The 25,370-nt window shown below is 44.5% G+C and carries 22 protein-coding genes and 2 tRNA genes; 17 read left to right on the top strand and 7 right to left on the bottom strand.

Annotation, left to right across the window (positions count from 1 at the left end; translation table 11 throughout):
* Positions 1-112: 112 nt before the first annotated feature.
* Complete coding sequence (locus tag KHS38_RS06905) at positions 113-1,987, bottom strand: CocE/NonD family hydrolase (protein WP_213487762.1); 1,875 nt, start codon at positions 1,985-1,987, stop codon at positions 113-115.
* Between the two features lie 161 nt (positions 1,988-2,148).
* Here KHS38_RS06905 and KHS38_RS06900 point away from each other — a divergent pair, with 161 nt between their 5' ends.
* The 7 genes from KHS38_RS06900 (at position 2,149) to KHS38_RS06870 (ending at position 8,337) form a co-directional block, all read left to right on the top strand.
* Complete coding sequence (locus KHS38_RS06900; RefSeq protein ID WP_213487761.1) at positions 2,149-2,592, top strand: DUF3997 domain-containing protein; 444 nt, start codon at positions 2,149-2,151, stop codon at positions 2,590-2,592.
* Between the two features lie 539 nt (positions 2,593-3,131).
* On the top strand, positions 3,132-3,533 hold the full coding sequence (locus KHS38_RS06895) for a lysozyme inhibitor LprI family protein (RefSeq protein ID WP_213487760.1): 402 nt from the start codon (positions 3,132-3,134) through the stop codon (positions 3,531-3,533).
* Positions 3,534-3,564: 31 nt separating this feature from the next.
* Positions 3,565-3,996: a hypothetical protein gene (locus KHS38_RS06890; protein ID WP_213487759.1), complete on the top strand. Its 432-nt coding sequence runs from the start codon at positions 3,565-3,567 to the stop codon at positions 3,994-3,996.
* A gap of 137 nt (positions 3,997-4,133) precedes the next feature.
* On the top strand, positions 4,134-5,537 hold the full coding sequence (lpdA, locus tag KHS38_RS06885; protein WP_213487758.1) for a dihydrolipoyl dehydrogenase: 1,404 nt from the start codon (positions 4,134-4,136) through the stop codon (positions 5,535-5,537).
* Between the two features lie 409 nt (positions 5,538-5,946).
* Entirely contained in the window at positions 5,947-6,387 is a 441-nt protein-coding gene (locus KHS38_RS06880; protein WP_213487757.1) for a sterol desaturase family protein, read from the top strand.
* Between the two features lie 99 nt (positions 6,388-6,486).
* Complete coding sequence (gene murB / locus KHS38_RS06875) at positions 6,487-7,506, top strand: UDP-N-acetylmuramate dehydrogenase (protein ID WP_213487756.1); 1,020 nt, start codon at positions 6,487-6,489, stop codon at positions 7,504-7,506.
* A 291-nt stretch (positions 7,507-7,797) separates the two neighbouring features.
* A complete protein-coding gene (locus tag KHS38_RS06870) occupies positions 7,798-8,337 on the top strand; it encodes an RNA polymerase sigma factor (RefSeq protein WP_213487755.1) in 540 nt (179 codons plus the stop codon).
* A gap of 256 nt (positions 8,338-8,593) precedes the next feature.
* Here KHS38_RS06870 and crtID read toward each other — a convergent pair whose 3' ends face one another.
* Positions 8,594-10,138 carry a bifunctional phytoene desaturase/3,4-desaturase gene (crtID, locus tag KHS38_RS06865; protein ID WP_283769983.1) on the bottom strand — a complete coding sequence of 515 codons (1,545 nt, stop codon included), beginning with the start codon at positions 10,136-10,138 and terminating at the stop codon, positions 8,594-8,596.
* 53 nt (positions 10,139-10,191) lie between these two features.
* On the opposite strand from crtID, the gene KHS38_RS06860 reads away from it, so the two are divergent.
* From KHS38_RS06860 to KHS38_RS06845, 4 genes are read left to right on the top strand one after another with little or no spacing between them, the layout of a single operon-like run.
* A complete protein-coding gene (locus KHS38_RS06860; protein WP_213487753.1) occupies positions 10,192-11,025 on the top strand; it encodes a phytoene/squalene synthase family protein in 834 nt (277 codons plus the stop codon).
* Between the two features lie 2 nt (positions 11,026-11,027).
* Positions 11,028-11,573, top strand: a complete 546-nt coding sequence (locus KHS38_RS06855; protein WP_213487752.1) for a hypothetical protein — start codon at positions 11,028-11,030, stop codon at positions 11,571-11,573.
* Positions 11,570-12,256, top strand: a complete 687-nt coding sequence (locus KHS38_RS06850) for a lycopene cyclase domain-containing protein (protein WP_213487751.1) — start codon at positions 11,570-11,572, stop codon at positions 12,254-12,256. Before KHS38_RS06855 ends, KHS38_RS06850 begins: the two co-directional genes overlap by 4 nt.
* Positions 12,253-12,504, top strand: a complete 252-nt coding sequence (locus tag KHS38_RS06845; RefSeq protein WP_213487750.1) for a cytochrome b5 domain-containing protein — start codon at positions 12,253-12,255, stop codon at positions 12,502-12,504. The genes KHS38_RS06850 and KHS38_RS06845 overlap by 4 nt, the downstream gene beginning before the upstream one ends.
* Positions 12,505-12,610: 106 nt before the next feature.
* Here KHS38_RS06845 and KHS38_RS06840 read toward each other — a convergent pair whose 3' ends face one another.
* Entirely contained in the window at positions 12,611-13,525 is a 915-nt protein-coding gene (locus KHS38_RS06840; RefSeq protein ID WP_213487749.1) for a PfkB family carbohydrate kinase, read from the bottom strand.
* An 87-nt stretch (positions 13,526-13,612) separates the two neighbouring features.
* Here KHS38_RS06840 and KHS38_RS06835 point away from each other — a divergent pair.
* The 5 genes from KHS38_RS06835 (at position 13,613) to KHS38_RS06815 (ending at position 17,875) form a co-directional block, all read left to right on the top strand.
* Positions 13,613-13,686, top strand: a tRNA-Asn gene (locus KHS38_RS06835).
* Between the two features lie 67 nt (positions 13,687-13,753).
* Positions 13,754-13,827 (top strand) — tRNA-Asn (locus KHS38_RS06830).
* A gap of 479 nt (positions 13,828-14,306) precedes the next feature.
* Positions 14,307-15,179 carry an ABC transporter ATP-binding protein gene (locus KHS38_RS06825; protein WP_213487748.1) on the top strand — a complete coding sequence of 291 codons (873 nt, stop codon included), beginning with the start codon at positions 14,307-14,309 and terminating at the stop codon, positions 15,177-15,179.
* Between the two features lie 4 nt (positions 15,180-15,183).
* Positions 15,184-16,761: an ABC transporter permease gene (locus KHS38_RS06820; RefSeq protein WP_213487747.1), complete on the top strand. Its 1,578-nt coding sequence runs from the start codon at positions 15,184-15,186 to the stop codon at positions 16,759-16,761.
* Between the two features lie 310 nt (positions 16,762-17,071).
* Positions 17,072-17,875 carry an adenylate/guanylate cyclase domain-containing protein gene (locus KHS38_RS06815; RefSeq protein ID WP_213487746.1) on the top strand — a complete coding sequence of 268 codons (804 nt, stop codon included), beginning with the start codon at positions 17,072-17,074 and terminating at the stop codon, positions 17,873-17,875.
* A 70-nt stretch (positions 17,876-17,945) separates the two neighbouring features.
* On the opposite strand, the gene KHS38_RS06810 is transcribed toward KHS38_RS06815, so the two are convergent.
* The 4 genes from KHS38_RS06810 to KHS38_RS06795 all read right to left on the bottom strand — a co-directional run bounded on the left by KHS38_RS06810 (position 17,946) and on the right by KHS38_RS06795 (position 23,180).
* A complete protein-coding gene (locus KHS38_RS06810; RefSeq protein ID WP_213487745.1) occupies positions 17,946-19,178 on the bottom strand; it encodes a family 16 glycosylhydrolase in 1,233 nt (410 codons plus the stop codon).
* Positions 19,179-19,219: 41 nt separating this feature from the next.
* Positions 19,220-21,103, bottom strand: a complete 1,884-nt coding sequence (locus KHS38_RS06805) for a glycoside hydrolase family 30 beta sandwich domain-containing protein (protein WP_249665300.1) — start codon at positions 21,101-21,103, stop codon at positions 19,220-19,222.
* Between the two features lie 517 nt (positions 21,104-21,620).
* On the bottom strand, positions 21,621-22,172 hold the full coding sequence (locus KHS38_RS06800) for a lipocalin family protein (RefSeq protein ID WP_213487744.1): 552 nt from the start codon (positions 22,170-22,172) through the stop codon (positions 21,621-21,623).
* 39 nt (positions 22,173-22,211) lie between these two features.
* Complete coding sequence (locus KHS38_RS06795; protein ID WP_213487743.1) at positions 22,212-23,180, bottom strand: helix-turn-helix transcriptional regulator; 969 nt, start codon at positions 23,178-23,180, stop codon at positions 22,212-22,214.
* A 123-nt stretch (positions 23,181-23,303) separates the two neighbouring features.
* Here KHS38_RS06795 and KHS38_RS06790 point away from each other — a divergent pair, with 123 nt between their 5' ends.
* The gene (locus KHS38_RS06790) at positions 23,304-25,367 is read left to right on the top strand and encodes a TonB-dependent receptor plug domain-containing protein (RefSeq protein WP_213487742.1); all 2,064 of its coding nucleotides are present in this window, start codon (positions 23,304-23,306) and stop codon (positions 25,365-25,367) included.
* Positions 25,368-25,370: the final 3 nt, after the last annotated feature.

Genomic DNA, 25,370 nt, shown 5'->3' with positions numbered 1-25,370 from the left:
ATCTCTTGTGTCTCTTTTTGTAAAGTGCTTATTATGTTACTGCTTTGGGGAAGTCTCTATTCTATTAACTTTTCGTTCAGAATTCGCTCTCCGCTCCAAATCCCTCGCTCCCTTACTTCAACACTTCCACATCAATATAGCTATCGTTATATACGGTGTGCGTAGCCTTTACATAATCAGCATCGGTAGCCTTGTACGGGTTCTCTACAAACTTTTGCGGATTGCGGGCCCATAGCGGGAAAGCGGTGCTTTGTACCTGTATCATAATGCGGTGCCCTTTTTTGAAGGTATGAAGCACATCTTGTAGCTTCACATCCACGTTGGTTTTCTGGTTGGGTACAAAAGCTTCCGGCTTTTCAAAGCTATTGCGGAAACGCCCCGGCATAATTTCCGAACGAACCATTTGCTGGTAATTGGCCATCAATATGTTTTTGTTGGGCAGGTACGGGTGGTTAGGCTCATTGGCCGGGTAAACGTCAATCAGTTTTACAATCCAGTCGGCATCGGTGCCGGTGGTGGCCACTTTAAGGTGCGACATGATTTCGCCACCCAAAGTAACGTCATCCTGTAATACATCCGTCTGGAATACCAGCACATCCGTGCGGCGACCGGCAAAGCGCTGATCTTCGCTCATGTAATTGTGCGGGGTAAAGCCCATGGTGGTGGTATTGTCCTCGGTATAGGGTACCGGCTTTAACGGATCGCTGATGAACGATACCGAACCCTGAGAGGCTGGCTGTGTCATCGGTAGTTTTCCATCGGCGCTTAAGTATAATTTTAAGTGTTGCGCATTGGCAACCGGCCATTGCGTAAACTGTGCCCACTCTTTTTTACCGGTGTTGTACATATAGGCTTTAGGCAGTCCCGAATTTTTATCGCCCTTGCCTTTCAAAAAGTGGTTAAAGAATTTTGCCTCGATATTGCGCTGATAAAAAGTGGCAATACTATCGCCAAAGTACACATTACTGTGCAGGGTATGCCCCGTTTCGCGCGACCAGCGGCCATGCCCGAATGGCCCCATCACGATGGTGTTGTAAGCCGACGGGTCTTTTTGGTTGATGGTTTTGTAGATAGAAAGCGGACCACGTAAGTCTTCGGCATCATACCAGCCGCCTACCAGCATTACGGCAGGTTTTACTTTGTTGTAATGGCGCAGCAGATCGCGCTTTTGCCAAAATTCATCATAGTTAGGGTGGTTAACCGTTTCCTGCCAAAAAAAGTTGTTTTTGTAATATTTATCGGCATTAGGCAGTGCGCCCATATCCAGCAAAAACTGGTAGCCGTCGCGTGCGCCGTTGGTATTCACCAGCTGGTTGTTGTACCATGCTTTGCTGGTGGTATCCGTTTTTTGCACGCCGAAAACAGGGTAAGTAAAGAAGTATGATTCGAGCAAGGCACCATTGTGGTGAAAATCATCAAACCAGAAATCAGAAATAGGTGCCTGCGGCGATGAAGCCTTCAGCGCCGGGTGATTAGCAAGGATACCTGCCGCCGTGTAAAAGCCCGGATAAGAGATGCCCCACTGGCCCGCACGGCCATTGTTGAACAGCGTGTTTTTAACCAGCCAGTCAATCGTGTCGTACGTGTCCGAACCTTCGTCTACATCCCTTTTGCTTTTCTTGGTATCAATAACGGGTGTCATGTTGGTCCAGGTGCCTTCGCTTTTCCAACGGCCGCGCACATCCTGGTACACCACAATGTAGCCTTCCTGCATCATCAAATCTGACGGTCCCAGGCGTGCCGGATAGTTACCCTCGCCGTAAGGGGCCACACTGTAGCACGTGCGCTGCATAATGATGGGATATTTCTTTTTTGCCGATGCATCTTTAGGTGTGTAAATGGCTGTAAACAGCTTTACACCATCGCGCATGGTAATGTAAACTTCCTTTTTGGTGTAATGCTCCTTGGCGTAATTGCTTTGGGGTTGCGCAAGTGCTGCCGAGTAAACGGTGGCCAGAACCAGCAACAGGGTGTAAAATTTGTTCATGAAGTGTTGGGGTTATGTTCAGTAGCCCAATTTAAGTAGTATTGTAATAACTTTGATGATTATATGCAATTCTGTTACAAACAAAAGGTATTCAAGATGGCCTTTTTTTGGAGGTTTACCTTTTAAACAAGTTTGCTTAGATTAGCACCAACTCATTCCTTATGCCTACAGTTATCAAACGGTTTAGATATTTGCTACTCATATGCACTGCAATTCTTTCTGGGTGCTTTGGATTGTTTGATAGTGGTGGCGATCATATTGCCGGACCTTACTATACAGGATGGATTGATGTTCATTCAAGCAGATACATCGGAAAGCGTGATAGTGGTGATCTTGAGTTTGAAGTTATACCCGCTTACATCTATGCCGTTGGTCATAACGAGCGCTTCATTGTAGCCAAGCAGCATCCTTTGCAAGGCGAATTTCCGCATGAAAAAATAGATGAAGGGCAAACTAATTATTATCTAATTGATCTTAAGCTGAAACCAGGTCAGCATGAAAAAGGGTTGTATGGTCCAATGGATGCAGATGAATTTAATAATCGTTGTAATGCACTTCATGTAGGTGAGATAACCTTTAATTTAACTTATCCTGAAAACCCATGAAGAAAAGATTTAACCCTGTAAAGGTGATTATGACGGCTTAGGCAATAGCCATAATTCGTTTCGCATTAACTTTGTCACTTAACGTATCAACTAAAATGAAAGTAATAACAAGTATAGTGTTATTCTACCTGTTTTTGCTTTGTCTGCTATGAGTCAGCAAGTAGTACAAAAAAGCCAGCCTTTGTTGTTGGAATCCTTTAAAAGTCTACCGAGTGATATTGATGGCTGTTCGTGTTGCTTTTTTGCATCTGCAAAAGATCAGAAGGCCAGAAACTATCTGTTGGCTAATAATTACGCAAATAAGGCGTATGTGAAGCTTAATGGCCAAATCAGAATTTTTTTTTACAGTCGCACAATGAGAATAAGAACTTGTTTGTGTATAAAAACGGGCCTTACCTGTTAAAGGTGAAAGTGGTCCGGTTAAAAAAGAGTGTTTATGAAGGTTCCGAATTGAAAGGAACAATCACAGTTATTGAATCAAGACACGTGCTTCAACAATTGTTTGTCGGCTCGTGTGGTTGTTAATCAAACAAGTCAGGATGAAAAATATTTTAGGTACATTAACTGTAGTGGTGTTATTACTATCTATGCATATTTGTGCCCATGCACAAACCCAAACCTCCATGAATGCCACTGCTGCCACCGGCTACCAGCAGGCAGATAAGGAACTGAATACTGTGTACCAGAAAATATTAAAGCAGTACGCCAAACAGCCGGTGTTCATCAAAAAGCTGAAAACCGCCCAGCGGCTGTGGGTACAACTGCGCGATGCCGAGCTGGCTGCCAAATACCCTTCGCCGGGTGCGTATGGCAGCGCTGAGCCTATGTGCAAAGCCACTTACCTGGAAAGCCTCACCCGGGAACGCACCAAGTTTTTACGCGTATGGCTGGACGGTATTGAGGAAGGCGATGTATGCAGTGGGTCGGTAAAAATGAAATGATACAGTTGTAAATTTATATCACCTAAATAAGTTGTTCGATTTAAAATTTCATATTGAACAGGTGCTGGGACATAATCCGGTAACACCCGAAGAACTAACTGAGCATATTATTTACGTAGTAAAGGAATGTAATTACCACGTTTGTAAGCATGCTCCGGGAGTAGTTACATTTGAACCTTATGGTCCAATGCCGGTAAGTAGAGAAGAAGGGCCTTATTATATGTCTAAAAGTTGGTTTGAATTGATTGAAGTTGAAAATGAAAATGTGCTTAGACTAACCTTTGGCATCTCTTATCTTGGCGAGATATGGTTGGCTTGCATAATGGTTCTTGGGATAATTACAGTTGACTACAAGGCTGCATTCTTTCTAATTATTATTTTTTTCTCTTTTTACAGACGCTATAAAAGAATTAAGCACGATGCGGAAAAGATGCTAAACTATCTTGTTGAAGTAAGCAGTTAATAGATGTTCAGAAAAGAGATACTTAAATCTTTAAGTATATAAAGTTCGCTCATCTAAGCTGTAGAAACTTTACCAAAAAATTATCTGTATTATAGCAGGTAATATTACCTTTGACCACAACAAAATACTCTACTGTTATGCAATACGATGTTATCGTTATAGGTTCGGGCCCGGGCGGCTATGTGGCTGCTATCCGTTGTGCCCAGCTGGGGTTAAAAACAGCTTGTATTGAAAAATACAGCACGTTTGGCGGCACATGTTTAAATGTGGGCTGTATCCCGTCCAAGGCGCTGCTGGATTCGTCTGAGCATTATCATAATGCAGCGCATACTTTCAAAACCCACGGCATTAACCTGGAAAATCTGCAGGTTGATTTTGGCCAGATGGTAAAACGTAAAGATGAAGTGGTGGCACAAACCACCGGCGGTATCTCTTTCCTGTTCAAGAAAAATAAAATCACCTCCTACCAGGGCGTAGGTTCATTTGTGGATAAAAACACCATCAAAGTAACCAAGGCCGACGGCAGCGAAGAAACCCTGACCACTAAAAATGTGATCATAGCTACAGGTTCAAAACCATCAAACCTGCCGTTCCTGAAAACAGATAAACAACGCATCATCACCTCAACCGAGGCTCTTAAACTGCCGGAAGTACCTAAGCACCTGGTGCTGATTGGCGGCGGCGTGATCGGTTTGGAGCTGGGTTCTGTATATGCCCGTTTAGGTGCTAAAGTATCGGTGATTGAGTTCATGGATGCCATCATCCCAACCATGGACCGCTCATTGAGCAAAGAGCTTCAAAAGGTATTGCAAAAACAAGGCATGGAGTTTTACCTGGGCCATAAGGTAACCGGCGCTACTTCTGACGGTAACGAAGTTACCGTAACCTTTGACAGCCCTAAAGGCGAAAAGATGGAGCTGAAAGGCGACTACTGCCTGGTAGCCGTAGGCCGTGTAGCTTACACCGATGGTTTAGGTCTGGAAAATATCGGCATCACGGTTGAAGAACGTGGTAAAAAGATTACCGTTGACGACCACCTGGAAACCAGCGTAAAAGGTATATATGCTATTGGCGACGTAGTGCGCGGCGCTATGCTGGCCCACAAAGCCGAAGACGAAGGTACTTTTGTAGCCGAAATTATTGCTGGCCAAAAACCGCATATCAACTACAACCTGATTCCGGGCGTAGTGTACACCTGGCCTGAAGTTGCCAGCGTAGGCCATACCGAAGAGCAACTGAAAGAAAAAGGCGTAAAATTCAAAACCGGTTCGTTCCCATTCAAGGCGAGCGGCCGTGCCCGTGCCAGCATGGATATTGACGGCTTTGTAAAAGTATTGGCCGATGCCGCTACCGACGAGATTTTAGGTGTGCACATGATTGGTCCGCGTGCGGCCGACATGATTGCCGAAGCCGTTGTAGCTATGGAGTTCCGTGCCAGTGCCGAAGACGTAACCCGCATGAGCCACGCACACCCAACCTTCACCGAAGCAATCCGTGAAGCTTGTTTGGCCGCTACCGATAACCGCGCTATACATATCTAATAGCTGGTTATTGAGTACCTCACTCGATTAAAGAATATATGAAGGTTGCAGGAGTTTATCTTGCAACCTTTTTTGTTGCCGGATGTTGATTGGATGGCATAAGTAGTCTAACAGTGTGTAGGGCTGCTGTTGCGTCCGGGCCAGCGTCGGGCTTTGTGGGTAGACAGGTGATCGCAACAGCTAGGCCTTTTTGTTTCTTTTGTGGCTATGACAAAAGAAATAGCCTCTGCGGCAATGAGCAGACGAAGGAAGTAAATAACTACTATATTTAATTAAACTAATAGCAGAGGCCAATAATAGAAACACAGACTAGTATCAGTAGCATAAGGAAATTACTGTTTATATACTTACGACTATCACATATGCCTTTACTGTCTCACATTAACGAGTAAAACAGGTTGAATTAAAAATGAACATACTCATCAATATCACCATCGTTATATCAACCATAGCCGCTATGGAAGCCTTTTCATGGTTCATTCACAAATATTTGTTTCATGGGCCGTTATGGTTTATTCATAAAACCCACCATCAGGAGCGGCACAGCTGGTTCGAGCTGAACGATGTTTTCAGCATAGGCTTTGCGGCTTTGTCTATGTGGCTAATGTGGCAGGGGCATTTTACACAGGACTACCGCCTGTGGATCGGCATCGGCATCAGCGCTTACGGTACCATCTATTTTATTTTTCATGATTGGTTTATCCATAACCGATTTAAAGCATTTAAAACCCGGAATAAATACCTGTTAAGCATCCGCCGGGCACATAAAATTCATCACAAGTCAACGGAGAAAAATCCGTCAGAAGAGTTTGGGTTGCTGGTTGCGAGTAAAAAGTATTTTAAGCGGTAGGTTTACCAGTTAGTTGCGGCCAAGATATCTTGATATATAGATATCTTTTAAATTATTAATTCCGAAATTCGCCCTCCAAAAGTTCAATATCCAAACACCATGCTGCAAATTCAGGAAAACGTATCCCTTAAACCATACAATACCTTCGGTATCGAAGCCAAAGCCCGCTATTTTGTAGAAATTAACGAGGAGCAGGATCTGGTTTCGCTTTTTAGTGATGCGCAATGGCATGCGTTTGAGCGTTTGGTTATAGGTGGCGGCAGCAATATGTTGCTGGTAACCGATTTTAACGGTTTAGTAGTTCGCCTGAACATACAAGGCATTAGTGATTATGCAGAGGGTGATACCGTATTTGTAGAGGCCGGCGCCGGCGAGGTATGGAACGACCTGGTAAACTTTTGTGTAGATAACGGCTTTGCCGGTATGGAAAACCTAAGTTTAATACCCGGTTCGGTAGGCGCATCGCCTATTCAAAACATTGGGGCTTATGGCGTAGAACTTAAAGATGTGTTTGAAAGCTGCCGCGCTTTTGAAATAGCTACCCAACAGTTTAAAACTTTTAGTAAAGAGGATTGCCAGTTTGGATACCGCGAGAGTGTGTTCAAATCAGCGCTCAGGGGGCAGTATATTATTGTGTCGGTAAAGTTTAGGTTATCAGTAACACCCAGGCTCAACCTTAGCTATGGTGCTATTGAGCAGGAGCTGGCCAACCGCGGCATCAGCAATCCTACTATTAAAGAGGTATCGCAGGTGGTAGCGGCCATACGGGTTTCCAAACTGCCCGATCCGTCAACTATCGGTAATTCCGGAAGCTTCTTCAAAAATCCTGTTATTCCGCAAGCGCAATTTGAGTCTATTTATAAAAGTTATCCTGCAATAGCAAACTATCCGGCAGGCGAGGGGTATGTAAAATTAGCCGCAGGCTGGCTCATTGAGCAGTGCGGATGGAAGGGGAAAACCATTGGCCATACAGGTACCTGGAAAAATCAGGCGCTGGTATTGGTAAATCATGGCGGCGCTACCGGACAGGAAGTGTACAGTCTTTCGTCGCAAATCATAGACAGTGTGTACACTAAATTTGGCGTAATGCTGGAGCGTGAAGTGAATATTATACAATAAAAACAGTACGCTTAAAACAAAATCAAAAAAGTTTAATCTGCATTTTTAACATTTTTTAAGCTTTTTTTTGCGTGCAACCCTTTTTGTTTGCTTTTATTGTATTAAAAAGAATATCCGTTTTAATGGTCTAATTGTCAGTTATTTGTAAATGAGGTTTTGCTGATTGAAAGTTTTTGTGTTTAAACATTATAGCGGTTAACAGCTATTTGGCACGAGCGGCCTTCGGGCTCAAATTATAAAACGGTATCATGTTTGTCTGTACAGTAATACAAAACTTTAACAGATAACAGAATGACAAAGATTGAGTTTAACACCATGGTTCTACGTCAGGCAAGTTCACTACGTTCTTACGCCTTGCATTTTACTCACGACGCAGACGATGCTAACGACCTTGTTCAGGATACAATGTTGAAGGCCATTACTTACTACAACAAGTTTAAAGAAGGCACCAACTTAAAAGGATGGTTGTATACCATCATGAAAAATACATTCATCAACAACTACCGTCGGTTTGTTAAGATGAGCACTTTTGTAACCAAATCTGAAGAGATCTCATCGGCTAACCTGGTGTTCAGCTCAACTAAAAATCAGGGCGAATCTAAATTCGTGATGGATGATATCAGAAGAGCATTAGACAGATTACCTGAAGATTACTACGTGCCATTCACCATGTACTTTGAAGGCCATAAATACCACGAGATTGCTGATCATTTAGCTATCCCTATCGGTACAGTAAAAACCCGCATCCACGTAGCCCGCAAACTTTTAAAGAAAAACCTGAAAGCATATGACAACGGTGTTAAAAAACCGATTTATGCTGAAGAAGATTAATTGATATTTAAACTCAAGAATTATATATAAAATAGGAAGGTCCGCTTTGATAAGCGGGCCTTTTTTTGTTGCCACATTGGAAAGGCCTTTTTGAAATTCCTGTCATCTCGAACGATAGTGAGAGATCTTATAAGCCAAGCTTATCGCACATGCCAGGTTTCTCACTATCGTTCGAAATGACATTGTAATTTGTTGTCCGTAAGCACAGCTGTTCAAAGTCTCCCCTACTGGGGGAGATTTAGAGGGGGCCTTCTCCTTACCGGAAAGGCTTGGCCGAGGCCATCATCTTCATCGCCTCTTGAGCCACCACTTGTCCCGATATCAGCGCAGGTGGTACACCAGGCCCCGGCACAGTCAGTTGGCCGGTATATAGCATGTTGGTAATGTTTTTTGCCCGCATGGCTGGTTTTAAAAACGCTGTTTGGGTTATAGTGTTGGCTAAGCCGTAGGCATTTCCTTTAAACGAATGGTAGTCGGCCTTGAAATCGTTCATGGCATAGCTGCGTTTAACAATGATGTTATTGCGCAGGCTTTCGCCTGTAATGCGTTCAAAGCGGGAAAGCATTACGTCAAAATACTTTTCACGCATGGCTTCGCTGTCTTGCAGACCAGGAGCCAGCGGCATTAAAAAGAACAGGTTCTCGCAACCCTCGGGCGCAATGCTGTTATCTGTTTTTGACGGGCACGAGGCGTAAAACAGCGGCTTGGTAGGCCATTTAGGGTTGGTGTAAATTTCATCTGCGTGCAGCTCAAAATCCTCATCAAAAAACAGGTTGTGATGCTGTACATTATTCAGCTTCTTATTAATACCCACATAAAACAGCAAGCTGGAAGGCGACATGGTACGGCTGTCCCAGTACTTAGGCGTATAGTTTTGGTGCGGCTTATCAATCAGCTGCTGGTCCACATGTTCGTAATCAGCCCCAGCTATTATAAAATCGGCGTTATAAACACCTTGGGTAGTGTGTAGCGCTGTGGCTTTTTTGTTGGTAATATCAATATGGGTAACCTCGGTGTTTAGTTTAATTTGTACACCGTAGCTTTCTGCAACCTGCACCATGCCTTTAACAATCTGGTGCATTCCGCCCTGCGGGTACCAGGTGCCCAGTACCAGGTCGGCATAGTTCATCATGCTGTACATGGCCGGTGTGTTTTGCGGTGTGGCACCTAAAAACAGTACCGGGAACTCCAGTAACTTGATAAGCTTCGGATTTTTAAAATACTGCCGCACATGCTTGCTCATGCTGGTGAGCAATTGTATGCCGAGGCTCTTTTTAACCAGGTTAAAATCAAAATATTCGGTTATGGAATGCGAGGGTTTAAATACATACTCGCCCATGCCCACATCATATTTATATTTAGCCTGATCCAGAAATTTTTGCAAACCTACGCTGCTACCCGGTTCTAATTCGTCAAACAACGCTTTCAGTGCGTTCAGGTCGGCCGGTACATCCAGTAAGTCGTCTTTGCCATAATAAACCCGATAACCGGGATCCAGGCGCTCTAACTGGTAAAAATCCGAAGGATTTTTACCAAACAGGGCAAAGTAGTTTTCAAATACATCGGGCATCCAGTACCAGCTGGGGCCCATATCAAACGTAAAACCATCCTGCTGCCAGATGCGGGCACGGCCACCCGGCTGATCGTTCTTTTCAAGTATAGTAACGGCAAATCCTTCTTTGGCCAGTATAGTAGCCGCCGCCAATCCCGAAAAGCCGGCGCCTATTACCATGACCTGTTGTTGTTTATTCATGATTTGTTTAATCGTTTCAAAGTAAGCAATTGTTTGGTGGTGCGGCAAACAAATACAATTCTATTCTGTACTTTTGATACTATATACCTTTTGGATCCTGTATGAATTTATTTGATGAAACGTGTTTTGAGTGCAGTAAAGTAATTACCAATAAATACAGTACATCATTCAGCACAGGCATAAAGGCTTTCGGTAAACGCTTTCGTTACCCTATTTATGCCATTTACGGTTTTGTGCGCTACGCGGATGAGATTGTGGATACGTTTCATGACTATGATAAGCAACAGCTTATTACTGCATTCAGGGCCGAAACATTTGTTGCTATCCGTCAAAAAATTAGTTTAAACCCGGTATTGCATTCATTTCAGCAAGTGGTAAACCGGTATGGCATTGAAGATGAACTGATCGATGCCTTTTTGCGTTCCATGGAAATGGATCTGGATATTACCGCTTATGATGAAGGCGGATATAAAGAATACATTTACGGTTCGGCAGAGGTAGTTGGGCTGATGTGCCTGCGCGTGTTTTGCGAAAAGGACGAGGAGCTTTATCAAAGGCTTTTGCCTATGGCCCGTAGCTTAGGATCGGCTTTTCAGAAAATCAATTTTTTGCGAGATGTTAAAGCTGATTTTGAGGAGCGGGGGCGTACCTATTTCCCATCAATTGATTTTAACCGCTTTACAGAGGAAGATAAGCTGCAGATAGAGGCGGATATCAAAAAAGATTTTGATGATGCCTTTGAGGGTATTAAGCAGTTGCCTAAGGGTACGCGCTTAGGTGTGTACATAGCCTACGTATATTACCGGCAGCTATTTAAAAAAATAAGCCGCACACCAGCCAATGTAATTTTGCAAAAGCGCATACGTGTATCAGATCCGCATAAAATGGCGTTGTACTGCAAAGCTATTTTGCATCAGAAATTAAGAGTAATTTAAGCATGAGAAAAGGTTTTGTTGTAGCGGTGCTGATACTTTCGGCAGCGCTCATAACTGCATTTACCAGTGTTCAGAAATACGATGTTAAATTGTTGCGCAAGCAACTGGTGCAGGCGCTTGAGAAACGCAGCGTGAATGATTCGCTTTACAAGGTGCTGGGCGCTGATAAAAATAAGCCGCCTTTGATAGTAAGCTATTATGGCGCTGTACAGGCACTGAAAGCCAAGTATACCTGGAATCCTTATTACAAAATTAAATATATAAAGGATGCCGAAAATACGCTTCAAACAGCCGTAAACGAAGAGCCGCATAATATGGAGATTCGCTTTATGCGTTTTTCGATAGAACACAATTTGCCCGGCTTTTTGGGGTATGACAAGCATCTGGATATGGATCGAAAAGAGATGATTCAGCAATTGGATAAAAAGAACTATCCCGCTGCCGATAAGGATGTAGCGGTAACTATCATCAAATTCCTGCTCGATTCCAAACGTTGTACTGCACAGGAGAGTGAACGCCTGCATAAACATTTAGCCGAACTGAAGTGAAATACGCCTACCTGCTCATCAACTTTCTGACAATTATTTTCCCGGTACTGCTATCGTTCGATAAGCGGGTACAGTACTATAAGAGCTGGAAGTATATATGGCCGGGTATGGCAATCACAGGTATGGTGTTTTTATTCTGGGATGTACTGTTCACTGTTAAAGGTGTATGGTCATTCAATGCCGATTATATTACCGGTATTGCATTTTGGGGCTTGCCTATTGAAGAAATACTGTTCTTTTTAACGGTGCCGTTTTCCTGCATCTTTATTTATGCCTGCCTCAACTACTATGTAAGCTGGTCTATACCGCAATCGGTCACCAAAGTTATTTCAGTTATCCTGATTTTATTGAGTGCCGGGATGGTGGTTACTTATCATGACCGTTTGTATACGCTGGTGAACTTTGGTTTGCTGCTGGTACTGCTTGTGTTGCTTCAGTTTGTTTTTAAACCACGCTGGCTTAGCCGGTACTATATGGCTTACATTGTATCGCTGTTGCCGTTTTATATTGTGAATGGCGTATTAACCGCGGTACCCATAGTGATGTATAACAATGCCGAAAATATAGGCAAGCGCATTGGTACCATACCGGTAGAAGATCATTTTTACTCAATGGCCTTGTTGGTGATGAATGTAGGTTTCTTTGAGTATTTTAAACAGCGAAAAAAAACTGCTACTGCATGAGTTTGCCGTTATACACCAAATCGCAATTAGCTTTACGCAACGGGCAGGATAAGCCGCAAATATGGGTGGCTTACCAGGGCTTAATTTATGATGTAACCGAAAGCCGGCTTTGGCGCAACGGCAAGCATTACGAACACTGGGCAGGCCAGGATTTAACCGAAGAACTAAAGGATGCCCCACATACCGAGGGCGTTTTTGCAAAGTTTGAAGTGGTAGGTAAAATAGCCCCACCCAACCCTCCCCGGTAGGGAGGGCTTTTAATAAAAAGATTCATAAATAAGAATGGCATCCTATGCAAGCATAGAATGCCATTCTTGTTTCAAGCCCTCCCTACCGGGGAGGGTTGGGTGGGGCTTAAATTTCAAACTTAGCCAGGCTTACAAACTGCTGCACACGTTCGGCAACTTCTTCTTGGGTAAGGTTTTTGATTTTTTCGGTGCCGAATTTTTCAACGCAGAATGATGCCAGGGCCGAGCCGTATATGATCGCATTTTTCATGTTGTTGAAATTGATAGTACCTACTTTGGCCAGGTAGCCGATGAAGCCGCCCGCAAAGGTATCGCCGGCGCCGGTTGGGTCAAATACTTCGGCCAGCGGCAGGGCAGGGGCCGAGAATACCTTGTCTTCGCTGAACAGCAAAGCACCATGCTCGCCTTTTTTAATGATGAGGTATTTAGGGCCCATGGTTAATATCTTTTGTGCAGCTTTAACTAACGAATACTCGCCTGATAGCTGGCGTGCTTCGGCATCGTTAATCGTTAATACGTCCACCATCTTGATGGTATCCAGCAAATCGTTCAGGGCAATATCCATCCAGAAGTTCATGGTATCCATCACAATCAGCTTAGGGCGCTTATGCAGGCGGTTAATCACCGTTTGCTGCACCTGCGGGGTAAGGTTGCCCAGCATCAGGTATTCGCAATCCTGGTACGATTCCGGGATGATGGGATCAAAATCAGCCAGCACGTTCAGGTCGGTAACCAGTGTGTCGCGGCTGTTCATGTCGTTATGGTAGCGGCCGCTCCAGAAAAACGATTTCTCGCCTTGTTTTATTTGCAGGCCTTCGGTATCAATATGGTGGTTTTGAAAGTCTTCAATCTCGCTTTTTGGAAAATCGTCGCCCACTACAGCTACAATTTTTACCGGGTTATAAAAGTATGAAGCAGCCAGGCCGGCATAAGTAGCCGCCCCGCCAACAATTTTGTCTGTTTTGCCAAAGGGAGTCTCAATAGCGTCAAATGCCACTGTACCAATTACTAATAAACTCATGAAAAATATTTTTAAAAAAATTTACTGCAAATATTGTGAAATTACCGCAGAGTTTATACTTTTGCACCACTCCAAACCGGAAAATACTCCTGAATAGCTCAGCCGGTTAGAGCATCTGACTGTTAATCAGAGGGTCGCTGGTTCGAGTCCAGCTTCAGGAGCAGCAAGGCCATTCAGACATCAACACCTGGATGGCTTTTTAATCTTCTTGGAATACAACCGGAATACTCCTGAGTAGCTCAGCCGGTTAGAGCATCTGACTGTTAATCAGAGGGTCGCTGGTTCGAGCCCAGCCTCAGGAGCAAAAGCCATCAAGTCAAAAACTTGATGGCTTTTTTTGTTAAAAGTGTTTTTTGAAGCAAACAACCAAAGCTTAAATTTTATGCTTTGCAAAATAAGAGCTTTGAGTTTGAGCCCCATCTTGGTCATTTCTTTAGTATAGCCGGCGCATGAGGAATGGTTACTAAAACGTTATAGTAAACAAACTCGTCTTTTGCTCTACCAACGTTACTTTGATTTATCAAGGCAACTTCATTACTTCTATCTACATCCAAAAAGCAATCTTAGATCGGTGTGTATAATAAGTAATGCCCAAGAAGGGGGCTGCTTTATAAAATTATGCAGACTAAAGCTCAATTTTGTCGCTACCGTTCTAAAACATAAAGAAAACGGTCATTTTCTTTACCAGTTACGTCATCGCTAAAGTAGCTGCAAACACATTTATTTTTTATCTACTGTAACCACAGGGGGGCAAACTGCATCATAGCTACTACTAAACACTATGGCATTAGAAATTAAGGGGCTAACCAAACAATATAACGCAGCTAAAATTGGGTTATCAAACTATTCCATCACGATTGATAAAGGTATACTGGGGCTGCTGGGTCCAAATGGGGCCGGCAAATCAACCTTGATGAAGATCATCGCTACCATAAGTCAACCCACAAGTGGTACTTTGTTCCTGGACGGTGTAGACATTGTAAGCAACCCTAATTTTATTCGTAAAGTATTAGGCTACCTGCCGCAGGATTTTGGCGTGTACCCCAATTTAAATGCTTACGAATTTTTAGAATACATTGCAGCAATGAAAGGCGTAGGCGGTAAGGGTTTGCGCCGGCGTATCGATATGCTTTTGGAAGGTGTTAACCTTACTGCCGATGCTAAAAAGCCTATCGGTACCTATTCCGGCGGGATGAAGCAACGCGTTGGTATTGCGCAGGCCTTGCTCAACGATCCCAAAGTGCTGATATTTGATGAACCTACAGTAGGCCTTGACCCCGAAGAACGGGTGAGGTTCAGGCAACTGATCACTGAGATGGCAAATGATTGTATCATCATTCTGTCCTCGCACATTGTATCTGATATTGAAACCATCGCTGATGAGGTAGCTATTATGCAGGGCGGAAAACTGGTTACCAAAGGTTACCCGAATCAGATCATTGAACAGGCCAACGGACAAATATTTGAAGTGCTATTAGAAAATACCGACGTTGCCGCATTTAAAACCCGTTACCAGGTCATTGATACCGGACGCCACGACGCCCGTACCAGAGTACGTTTCATCAACCCCGACAACTCTGCCATTCCCGAGGCAAAGCCTATTGATGCCAGTTTGGAAGATGCTTACTTGTTATTAACTCAAAATAAAGCTTAAACTGATGCCTTACATTTATAGCATTATAAAAGCTGATTATTTGCAGCGCACCCGCAGCTATGCCTTTTTGATCACCCTGGCTGTTACCGTTTATGTAGCCTATCTTTTTGTGCCGCCAACCAGCGCTTCTTATACTACGTTGAGCACGGTTGGATTTAAAAGTGTTTACAATTCCGCTTGGGTAGGTTATATTTCAGCTACGATGACTGCGGTGATGCTTTCTTTTTACGGTTTCTTGCTGGTTAATAACAGTATTAGAAGGGATATAGATACGGAAGTAGGCTTAATTATTGCCGCCATGCCTGTTTCCAATTTCAAATATCTTTTAGGCAAACAGCTCAGCAATTACGCAGTACTTTGTACTATTGCCGGCTGTACGTTCGTGGTCAGTATATTGATGTTCCTGGTGCGTGGTGCTGGTTATCCGTTTGTACTGGCCCATTTCGTGTTACCCTACCTGTTTTTTGTATTGCCTGCCATGTTCCTGGTTGCCTCGTTAGCCGTTGTTGCCGAAGTATTTTTAGGAAAGCGCAGCATCTTGCAATTTATTTTATATTTCTTCCTCTGCGGGGCATGCATGGCTGCTATTAATAAGCCAGGTAACCATCTTTCCAGCGGCATTTTTGATCCGTTTGGTCTAAGCTTAGTTACAAGCAGTGTCAAAAATCAGGTAAATGCGCAATATCACCAGCATATCGAACAGGTATCCTTTGGGTTCATCTTCAATAAGCGTCAGCCATTTAAAACATTTGTTTGGAATGGCATCAGTTGGACAAGCCTGTTTGTTTTCAGCCGGTTATTATGGATGAGCTTTGCTTTGGGGCTTGTTTACTTATCGTCGTTCTTTTTTCATCGCTTCGATTTTAGTAATGGAGTCAGGAAAAAGAAAAAACAGAAGGATCTTATTCAAAAGAAGGAAGGCTTCTCTATGATGCCATCTGGGATAAGCCGAGCATCAATGCCACCTGTAAATTTCGATTACAGCATGTTTCCCTTTATTAAAACAGAATTGTTATTGTTAGTAAGGCAAGGGAACAAATGGCTGTGGCTACTGAATATAGGTTTAAGCTTAAGTATGCTGTTTGCCCCTTTAACTGTCGCCTCGTCATATCTGCTCCCGGCTTTATGGTTCTTGCAGGTAACCCGCTGGTCAGATCTGGTCACAAAAGAAAAGTCTAACCGGGTCCATTATTTTACTTATGCAGCTTACAAACCCTTGCAACGCATGCTGCCTGCTCAAATCATAGCCGGCTTTTTGTTAGCTATAGGGTTATCACTCCCCTTAATACTGCGTTATGTGATTGCCTTGAATGGCTTAGCTATCTTAAACATCGTTGCCGGAGCCTTGTTGGTAGTTTTGCTGGCAGTAAGCACAGGTATTCTAAGTGGCGGTAAAAAACTGTTCGAAGTTTTCTTTTTCCTGCTCACTTATATGTTGATTAACAAATTGCCGGCAGCCGATTATCTGGGCGTTATGCCACAGCATCATACTTTAGTTTACACCAGTGTTCTTGTCAGCATTGTCTTCCTTTTAGCGATGATCAGCTTTGTTGCCAGGAGCTACCAGACAAAGCACTTGTAGCGCCTTTGAAAGATGCCGATCATCGTAAGTGCCGATGCTATAGAAAATTGTACATAAGTAGTAAACATCGGGTGAAGTAGTCAAAGTTAAGCCAACCAAGGTTTTCTTTAACCGTTATGTAGCGTTCCTAATGGCTGTATAATACCAATAGAAGCCTCAGTTGCAAGAATGAGTTTCTATTTAAAGCCACAGCTATTGTCATAACAATATCCCAATGCCGTCATAGAAAAATCAGGTCTTATCAGACGGTAAAAAATGTTGAATTGTTTTACTGAGTTTTGTGTACCCCTTAAACACTAATCATGGTTATATGGAAAATAACTCTACTCCGTTTCATTCATCGGCAGCTGATGCCTTGAATCCCCACAAACTGCTGAAGGATGGCGAGCTGTTAGACCAGCTTTGTGCACAATCGCAAAACATGGCTTTATGTAAGGGAACATTAGCTGCCAATGCGGGTAGCTTTTCTGTTTCTGCTGATACAGAACAGGAGCTGGCTATAATGTTTTTGGATATAAGAAACTTTACCGGGCTTATGGAGTCGCGCCCTGCAAAGGAGGTGGTACAAGTAGTGCGCCGTTTATTTTCCGGCTTTAACCAAATTATCAACCACTTTAAAGGCACTGTGGTAGAAATGGCCGGCGACAGCCTGTATGCCGTATTCGGACTGAGTACCGATATTAAAGAAGCGATTAACCAAGGGTATGAGGCAGCTAAAAATATTTTCAGTACCATCTCCTGGTTTAATGATGCCTATGCAACACCGTATTATAACCACCCGCTCGAAATAGGTATTGGTTTACATACCGGCAACGTAGTGGTAGGGCAGTTCGGGCTGCAGTCGCCAGCGCAGCTTTCGGTAATGGGCTTGCCGGTTAACATTGCTTCCCGGCTGCAGGCCAAAACCAAGGAGGTAAACAATGATATGCTGATTTCGGAAGAAGCTTACCGGCACCTGGAAGCTAACAACGAAAAGCACGAGCAGCGCACCGTTAATTTAAAGGGGATATCCTTGCCGCAGATGGTTCGTCTGTTAGGTAAACCCTATCTCAAAAGATTTACTGCTAATGGCAACAGTCAGGATATGGATTATCTTTTAGCTATATCAGGTTAAGAAACCTTTTACATATACAAAAAGCGGCCTGTGTTTAACAGGCCGCTTTTTTGTTTTAAGTCCAATTACGTTAGTGCGTAAATGCTTCCCAGCCCGAAATACTGGTGCGGTTGCAGGTCATGGCTTGGGTGCCATTCTCGCTCGAAATGTACCTGCCGTTGTTGCCTTTGAATGCCCATTTACCATCTGCGGTAGTTTCTAAGGTGAATTTTTCCCAATCGCTGATGCTGGTGCGGCTACAGGTAATGGGTTGCGTGCCGTTTTCGGAGGATACGTATTTACCCATGCTTTGCAAAGCCACTTTGCCGTCGCCTGCATCAACAATAGTAAAGCGCTCCCAATCGCCTGCCGTGGTGCGGGTGCAGGTCATGGCCTGAGTGCCGTTCTCGCTGCTTACAAAGGCATTGTTAATACCTTTCAGGGTAACGGTTTGGCCAACCGGAGCGGTACTGTTGGTTTGACTGTACACCCGCACATAATCCACATACATGCTGGTTGGGAAAGCCGCATCGTTAATGGTGTTGCCCGGCAGGTTGCCGCCAATAGCTAAATTGAGCAGAATGAAGAAGTTTTTATGAAACTCATCCGTGCCGTTAATATTGTTGGCAATATTGGCTGTTGCATACAGGTTGTTATCTACATACCAGCGTATGGCACTTGCATCCCATTCAACGGCATAAACATGGTAATCGCCCGGTGTGGTATTGGTGCTGTTGCTGTAGTATACATAACCGTTGTTATCCCAGTGAATAGTGCCTAATACATTGTTGTTGGTGTTTACCTGCTCCATAATGTCAATCTCACCACATTTTGGCCAGCCCACATTAGGGTCGGTAATATTAGTTCCCAACATCCAGAACGCCGGCCAGGTGCCCTGCACCATAGGTAGTTTCATACGGGCCTCAATACGGCCGTATCTGATAGAGAATTTGTTGGAGCTGTTGTTGGTATTGATACGGCCCGAGGTATACGGTTGCCCGCTAACGGTTTGTTTGCGTGCCGTGATAACCAGGTTGCCGCCGCTTACGGTTACGTTTTGGGTTTGATAATATTGCTTCTCGTTATTAACACCCAGATTGCCGTTTTCGTACCCCCATTTGGCTGTGTTGAGCGATGTGCCGTCAAATTCATCCTGCCAAACCAGTTGGTAAGCTGTTTTTACGCGCGGCGTTGTGGTAGTGGTGCTGTTTGTTTCAGCAGCAGTTTGTTGAACCGAGGCATCCTTTTTACAGGCTAGCAGCAGTGTTGCGGCCAGCACAGGTACAGCAAGCCCCTTAACAAATTGGTTAAAATGTTTTTTCATAGCAATTGATTTAGTGTTTATAGATTGGTTTTGTTGGTTTATTAGTGTGCAAAGGCTTCCCATCCCGATATGCTGCTGCGGGTGCAGGTCATGGCTTGGGTACCGTTTTCGCTGGAGATATATTTACCGTTATTACCCTTAAAAGCCCACTTTCCGTCGGTTGTGGTTTCCAAATCGAACTTTTCCCAGTCGCCTACGCTGGTACGGCTACAGGTAATGGCTTGGGTGCCATTTTCAGAGGATACGTATTTGCCCATGCTTTGTAAAGCAACTTTGCCACTACCTGCATCAACAATGGTAAAGCGCTCCCAATCGCCTGCCGTGGTGCGGGTACAGGTCATGGCCTGGGTGCCGTTCTCGCCGCTTACAAAGGCATTGTTAATACCTTTCAGGGTAACGGTTTGGCCAACCGGAACGCCCGATGAGCCGGATTGTGAGCCTGTCCATTTAAAAGTTGCTACTGCGCCGCCCGGCAGGGTATAAGTAAAAGAGGCGCTGCCCCATTGTACTTTAAAGGTTTGGCTGGCGCTATTGGTATTCACTGCAACCAGCACTTTGCTGCCATCGGTATTTTTGAAAGCTACGTTTTGGATAGAACCGGTATTGTTGGATGCAATACGCACGGCACCCGGGCGTACAAATTTTGACGCATGTGCAATTACATAATAAGCCACATTGCGGGTAACGGATGTGCCGCTAAGGGTTAATGCGCCTAAGCAATTACCACAGCCGCCATTGGTATGCGGGTAATAATTAGGGTCGGATGCGATGTTCCATTCCAGTGCGTTGCGGCTCCAGTTACGGGTTGATCCCACGATTACATTAGCAATATGCCAGGTTAAATCACCGCCAAAGTTGCCGGGCCCGCCTACCCACTGCTCGGTAAAGTATATGTTTTTATTAGGGTAGGCATTGTGTACATCACTTAAGGCGTTGATATCGCCCTCGTAAAGGTGAAACGCCGAACCATCTACGTAAGGGTTAGCGCCAGCATCAGCCAGCACAGCTTTCGGGTAGTCGACGCGGTTAGGGTTATGATCATACGCAATAATCTTGGTTGACAGGCCGGCGTTGCGCAATTGCGGACCTAAGTTGTTTTTGATGAAAGCTGCCTGCTCACTGGCCTGCATATCCAAGCTGGGGTTGTTGTATGGGTTAAGCGGCTCGTTTTGCGGGGTAACGGCATCAATGGTAATGCCCTGGGCTTTCATGGCCTGTATGTACTTTACAAAGTAACGGGCATAAGCATCGTAGTAAGCCGGGTTAAGCTTGCCCCCGGTAAAGCCGCCATTGCCGGTAGTGTTGGTTTTCATCCACACCGGCGGCGACCACGGGCTACCGAATATCTTGATGTTAGGATTGATAGCCAGTATCTTTTTAAGAACCGGTATCAGATCCTTCATTTCCGCGTTGATGCTGAAGTTATTCAGGTTAACATCGGTCTGCCCAGCGGGCATATCATCATATGTAAAGCTTGATGCACTTAAATCAGAAGCGCCAATGCTGAGGCGTAGGTAGCTAACACCGATCTGGTTGTTACCGGTACCAAAAAGCTCACTTAGCAACGCATCCTGAGCTGCCCCCATACCGTTGATGAGCATGGCGCTGCCGCCGGTAAGCGTGTAGCCAAAGCCATCAATACCCTGATAGGTGGTATTTTCATCAACCGTAATGGTACTGGCTGCTGCTCCGGAAGTGGCGCCAAAAGTGAAAGATGGTTGTGCCTGCAATAGCTTAGACCGGTCGGTGGTGGTTACCCAGGCGTTTACCACATCGTTTACGGCCCGGGTAGTTTTGTTTGCTCCGGTAGTTGCGCTGGCATCATTGGCTGTTCGGATGTCCTTTTTGCAGGCATAAAACATCGTAGTTGCCGCCAGGCCAGCGGCTGCCAGCCAGGATAGTTTTCGTTTGTAGTTGTTTCTCATAAAGGTTTATAAATGTTTATTGGTTTGCAACATGGGCAGTTGCACTACTAACTTACTACCACGGCCGTTAGGCACATAGGGTTCCTGTCCGGTTAATTGATGGTTAACCCGGATGAGTAAATGGTAACAGGCTATGGCTGTCGACCTTTACTTGATTTACAGGAAAAAATAAGTTTATAGGTATAACTGGTTAAAGCAAATTTATAGTAACAAACCCATTACTTGCAAGTGCAAGCCGCCTTTTTAGTCCATTTACAGGCATTTGATACGGTATAACAACAGGCGGTTACAGTACCCGAACCGTAGCCGATATAGCATAAAGAGATATTGAAAAATATGAAAAATATTTTTTGATACGCTTAATTCCGATTTCTTAAAAGTAAATACAGATAGGTGGGTACAAGGCCATGAAAACACAGGAATAGAGATGGCGTCTGTTATTTCGTAGAATATAAGTGCAATAAAAAGGGCTCTGCTTTTTGGCAGAGCCCTTTTTATAAGTTAGGTATTCAGCTCCTTATTTGCTTTTATCATGTTTTGTCCAGATCAGCTTATCAACTTCATAACCCAAATTGCGTGCTTTTTCCAGATACGCCTGCTTAACAGCATCAGGTATGGTTGTCTGTCTGGATAATATCCACAAATAATTGAGGTTGTTGCCGGCTACCAATGCATATTGGTAATCTTTATCCATGGCAATAACGTTATACCCGGCATAAAACGGGCCGAAAAACGAGACTTTGAGCCGGCCTTCATCTGCATTTCCGGCGGGTTTGGCTTTACCTGTACTTTCTTTCCATTTGTTTTCTTTAGCACTATAGCCTCGGTTGGTTACCTTAATAGCATCGTTGCCCTGGGTATCGTATTGCGCGGTAACATTGCTCAGGCCTTTTTCAAACTTAAAGTCCATACGGGCAATCTCGTACCATTTACCCAGGTATTGATCTTTATTGAACGGCTTTACGGCTTGTGCGCCTTTCGGGATAGATACGCATGAGCCCATGCCTACTGCAACTAACGCCGCACCGAAGCCCAGCACGCCAGCTATCTGCCAGTTGTTTAATTTCATAGTTCTTTTTAATAGAAATAGACGTTACCGGCATTTTGTTTAAGTAGCTACCGGCTTTACCACCTGGCTGGGCAAAAAGCCGAACTTCTTTTTAAAGGCCGCAGTAAAGTGATGCGGGTTTTTATAACCCACCGTTTCGGCCACCTCGCTCACCGTTTTGCCGTCGGTAAGGTAGCGGTAGGCCGTTTGCATCCGCACATCGGCTAGGTAGCCGAAAACGGTATTGCCAAACAGCGTTTTAAAGCCGCGTTTAAGTTTAAAATCGTTTAATCCGGTTTTGCGTGCCAGCTCAATCAAGGAGCAGGGGGTGCGTAAGTTTTGTTCCACAATTTTCTTAGCCTCTTGCAGGCGTGTTACATCCTCCTGGCTAAAATTACCGGGAACCGTTTGCTGCTGTTCTAAATTTTCCAGTTGAAGTGATAGCAGTTCCAGTATTTTGGCTTCGAGATATATGCGCCTGATGTGCGAAGGCTGGCGGGCCTGCATCAGCTCCTGTAGCAGCATGGTGAACCTGCCGCTGCTATAAGCATCCGTGGCTACCATGGTAAACGGATCGGCGCTACCGCTTTCAAACTGCTCGGGCAGTAAATCTTTACCAAGAAGTTTACGGATAAAGCGCCGTGTAAGGCATATAGTAAATACCGTGGCATTACTTTTTACAGTTAAATCCATATCCAGTTCCGAACAATAAAAGGTATGGTATTTGCCTGCTCTCAGGTCAAGTGAGTAAGTGGCATTTGTTAATTTTAATTCACCTTTCAACACAAAGTTCATTAGCCAGCAAAAGTTGTCGCAACGCAATTTAACGGTTGATTGCTGTTGCACCTCAAATTCGCTGCACAACAGGCAGGCGCCATTAAACCAGCACTCCTTAAAATGCATAGTTCCCCAGGGAGCCGTGGCCGATGTTTCGCGCTCATCCAAATAAGTATCGCTACTGAATTCTTTCGGATAACTCAGCTTAACTTCTGATGGCTGTTTAAATTGTGACGAAAAGGTAATTTCCATAAAATCCGTTTAGCGTTGTTTTTAATCCGTTTGGCGTTAACCAGATTGCTTAGGCATGTGCAAATTTGCATCATTATTTATAATTAGTCTAAATAAATGTATAAAATATTTACTTGTATTTGTATGCTTGCTTCTGTTAGCGCTGTGGCGCAACGGGCAGATTCATTAAAGCGTGATACAAGTAAAGCACACAGTTTAAAAGATGTAGTGGTAACGGCTACCCGGTCGGGCAAAGAATTGATGCAGCTGCCCATGCCGGTAACAACCATCAGTAATCAGGAAATTAAAAACAGGGGTATGGTGCGGTTAAACGAAGTGCTGAATGAACAAACCGGCCTGGTCGTATTGCCCGATGCGCATGGGCAGGGCCTGCAAATACAAGGCTTTGGCGCCGACTATACCATGATTATGCTGGATGGACTGCCCTTGATAGGCCGCACCACCGGTATACTGGAACTATCGCGCATCACTACCAATAATATTGACCGTATTGAGGTGGTAAAAGGGCCTGTATCATCGCTGTACGGCAGTGAGGCTATGGCAGGTGTGGTTAACATCATTACCGCAACGCCACCGCCCGGGTCATCAGTTAATTTTTTGAGCCGTTATGGCACCAATAATACGGCAGATCTATCCCTCAATGCCGGATATAGCAACACTAAACTGGCTATAGCTGGTTTTGTGAACCGGTATAGCAGCAGCGGCTACAGTTTGCAGCCGCAATCGGGCAGTGCAACCGTGTTCCCGTTTTATGGCTATACGCTGAATGGCAAGGCTACGTATAAACTGGGTGCGAATACCGACATCAGGTTTCTGATACGTAACTATACTAACACCCAGCGCAATAATTACCTGGTAGAAGGGCAACAGGTAACAGGTAACGGCCAGGAGCGCGATTTTAACCTGTCGCCATCCATTGCCCATCGTTTTTCTGACAGGTTTAGCAGCGAGCTGAAACTCTATCATTCATCATACAAAACTAATGCGCTGCTTAATTACACGGCTAACAATACGGTTTATGATGATACTTATTTTAACCAGCAATTTAACCGCGCGGAGTGGCAGCAGGATTTTCAGTGGACCAAAGCTTTAAGACTGATATCGGGTGTTGGTGGACAGTATGAAAGCGTAGAAGCAACCCGGTACGATCAGAAACAATCTTTCACATCAGGCTACCTGTATGCACAAACCGACTGGCAGCCCCTGCAACGGCTAAATGTAATTGCAGGTGCCCGCTATGATATACACAGCGTGTATCGCTCGCAACTGAGCCCGAAACTAGCCGTGAGTTATAAGTTGTCGGATAAGCTGGTGCTGATGGGTTCAACGGGTAAGGGGTACAAAGCGCCCGACTTCAGGCAGTTGTATCTCAACTTCACTAACTCCGTAGTAGGGTACAGCGTTTTCGGCTACCAGGATGCTTACGTGCAGTTACAAAAGCTGCAGCAGGAAGGGCAAATTCAATCCATACTGATAGACCCGGCCAGCTTGCAGGCCCTGAACGCGGAAAGCTCAACGGCCTACAACCTGGGCTGGCGCTACCGGCCTTGGAAACCATTGTTGTGGACGGTTAACTTTTTCCGTAACAATATTCGAGACCTGATAGATTCGCAACCCATTGCTATAAAAAATAACGGGCAGTCAGTATACTCCTACTTCAACCTGCACCAGGTATATACTCAAGGCGTAGAAACAGATGTGAACTATAGCTTTTTGAAGCATTGGAACGTAACAGGTGGTTTTCAATTCCTGCAGGCGTATGACCAAAGTGTGCTTGATCATATTAGCGAAGGGCAGGTGTTTGGTGTAAATGCAGCCAACCGGGAAGTAATTAAAGTAACCAAAGCCATGTACGGCGGGCTGCTTAACCGCTCGAGATATATGGCCAACATCAGGTTAGGCTATCAGGAAAGTAAAAGCGGCATCATTGCATCGTTAAGAGCTATTTACCGCGGCCGCTACGGCTTTTCGGATATAGATGGCAACGGGATAGTTAACCGCGATGATGAATATGTGAAAGGTTATGTGCTTTTCAATGCATCGGTATCTAAACTTATTTATCATAACCGCCTGCGCTTACAGCTAACGGCCGAAAACCTGGGCAATTATAAAGCGCCTTTAACTATCAGCAACCTGCCTGGCAGGCTTTGGTATGCAGGCTTATCTTACAGTATTAATCAACCATAATTC

The organism is Mucilaginibacter sp. Bleaf8 (assembly GCF_018390515.1).
Lineage (GTDB): Bacteria > Bacteroidota > Bacteroidia > Sphingobacteriales > Sphingobacteriaceae > Mucilaginibacter.
The sequence above is the reverse complement of the archived record's forward strand: the minus strand, read 5'-3'. Positions and strand labels throughout refer to the sequence as shown.

What these genes read in the sequence shown, in the direction of transcription:
- KHS38_RS06820 (WP_213487747.1), top strand. Translation starts at nt 15,184, where the DNA reads ATGCCTTACATTTATAGCATTATAAAAGCTGATTATTTGCAGCGCACC.
- murB (WP_213487756.1), top strand. Translation starts at nt 6,487, where the DNA reads ATGCTGCAAATTCAGGAAAACGTATCCCTTAAACCATACAATACCTTC.
- KHS38_RS06790 (WP_213487742.1), top strand. Translation starts at nt 23,304, where the DNA reads ATGCTTGCTTCTGTTAGCGCTGTGGCGCAACGGGCAGATTCATTAAAG.
- KHS38_RS06805 (WP_249665300.1), bottom strand. Translation starts at nt 21,103, where the DNA reads ATGAGAAACAACTACAAACGAAAACTATCCTGGCTGGCAGCCGCTGGC.
- KHS38_RS06800 (WP_213487744.1), bottom strand. Translation starts at nt 22,172, where the DNA reads ATGAAATTAAACAACTGGCAGATAGCTGGCGTGCTGGGCTTCGGTGCG.
- KHS38_RS06845 (WP_213487750.1), top strand. Translation starts at nt 12,253, where the DNA reads ATGAGTTTGCCGTTATACACCAAATCGCAATTAGCTTTACGCAACGGG.
- KHS38_RS06860 (WP_213487753.1), top strand. Translation starts at nt 10,192, where the DNA reads ATGAATTTATTTGATGAAACGTGTTTTGAGTGCAGTAAAGTAATTACC.
- KHS38_RS06905 (WP_213487762.1), bottom strand. Translation starts at nt 1,987, where the DNA reads ATGAACAAATTTTACACCCTGTTGCTGGTTCTGGCCACCGTTTACTCG.
- KHS38_RS06810 (WP_213487745.1), bottom strand. Translation starts at nt 19,178, where the DNA reads ATGAAAAAACATTTTAACCAATTTGTTAAGGGGCTTGCTGTACCTGTG.
- KHS38_RS06895 (WP_213487760.1), top strand. Translation starts at nt 3,132, where the DNA reads ATGAAAAATATTTTAGGTACATTAACTGTAGTGGTGTTATTACTATCT.
- KHS38_RS06900 (WP_213487761.1), top strand. Translation starts at nt 2,149, where the DNA reads ATGCCTACAGTTATCAAACGGTTTAGATATTTGCTACTCATATGCACT.
- KHS38_RS06815 (WP_213487746.1), top strand. Translation starts at nt 17,072, where the DNA reads ATGGAAAATAACTCTACTCCGTTTCATTCATCGGCAGCTGATGCCTTG.
- KHS38_RS06880 (WP_213487757.1), top strand. Translation starts at nt 5,947, where the DNA reads ATGAACATACTCATCAATATCACCATCGTTATATCAACCATAGCCGCT.
- KHS38_RS06795 (WP_213487743.1), bottom strand. Translation starts at nt 23,180, where the DNA reads ATGGAAATTACCTTTTCGTCACAATTTAAACAGCCATCAGAAGTTAAG.
- lpdA (WP_213487758.1), top strand. Translation starts at nt 4,134, where the DNA reads ATGCAATACGATGTTATCGTTATAGGTTCGGGCCCGGGCGGCTATGTG.
- KHS38_RS06825 (WP_213487748.1), top strand. Translation starts at nt 14,307, where the DNA reads ATGGCATTAGAAATTAAGGGGCTAACCAAACAATATAACGCAGCTAAA.
- KHS38_RS06870 (WP_213487755.1), top strand. Translation starts at nt 7,798, where the DNA reads ATGACAAAGATTGAGTTTAACACCATGGTTCTACGTCAGGCAAGTTCA.
- KHS38_RS06855 (WP_213487752.1), top strand. Translation starts at nt 11,028, where the DNA reads ATGAGAAAAGGTTTTGTTGTAGCGGTGCTGATACTTTCGGCAGCGCTC.
- KHS38_RS06840 (WP_213487749.1), bottom strand. Translation starts at nt 13,525, where the DNA reads ATGAGTTTATTAGTAATTGGTACAGTGGCATTTGACGCTATTGAGACT.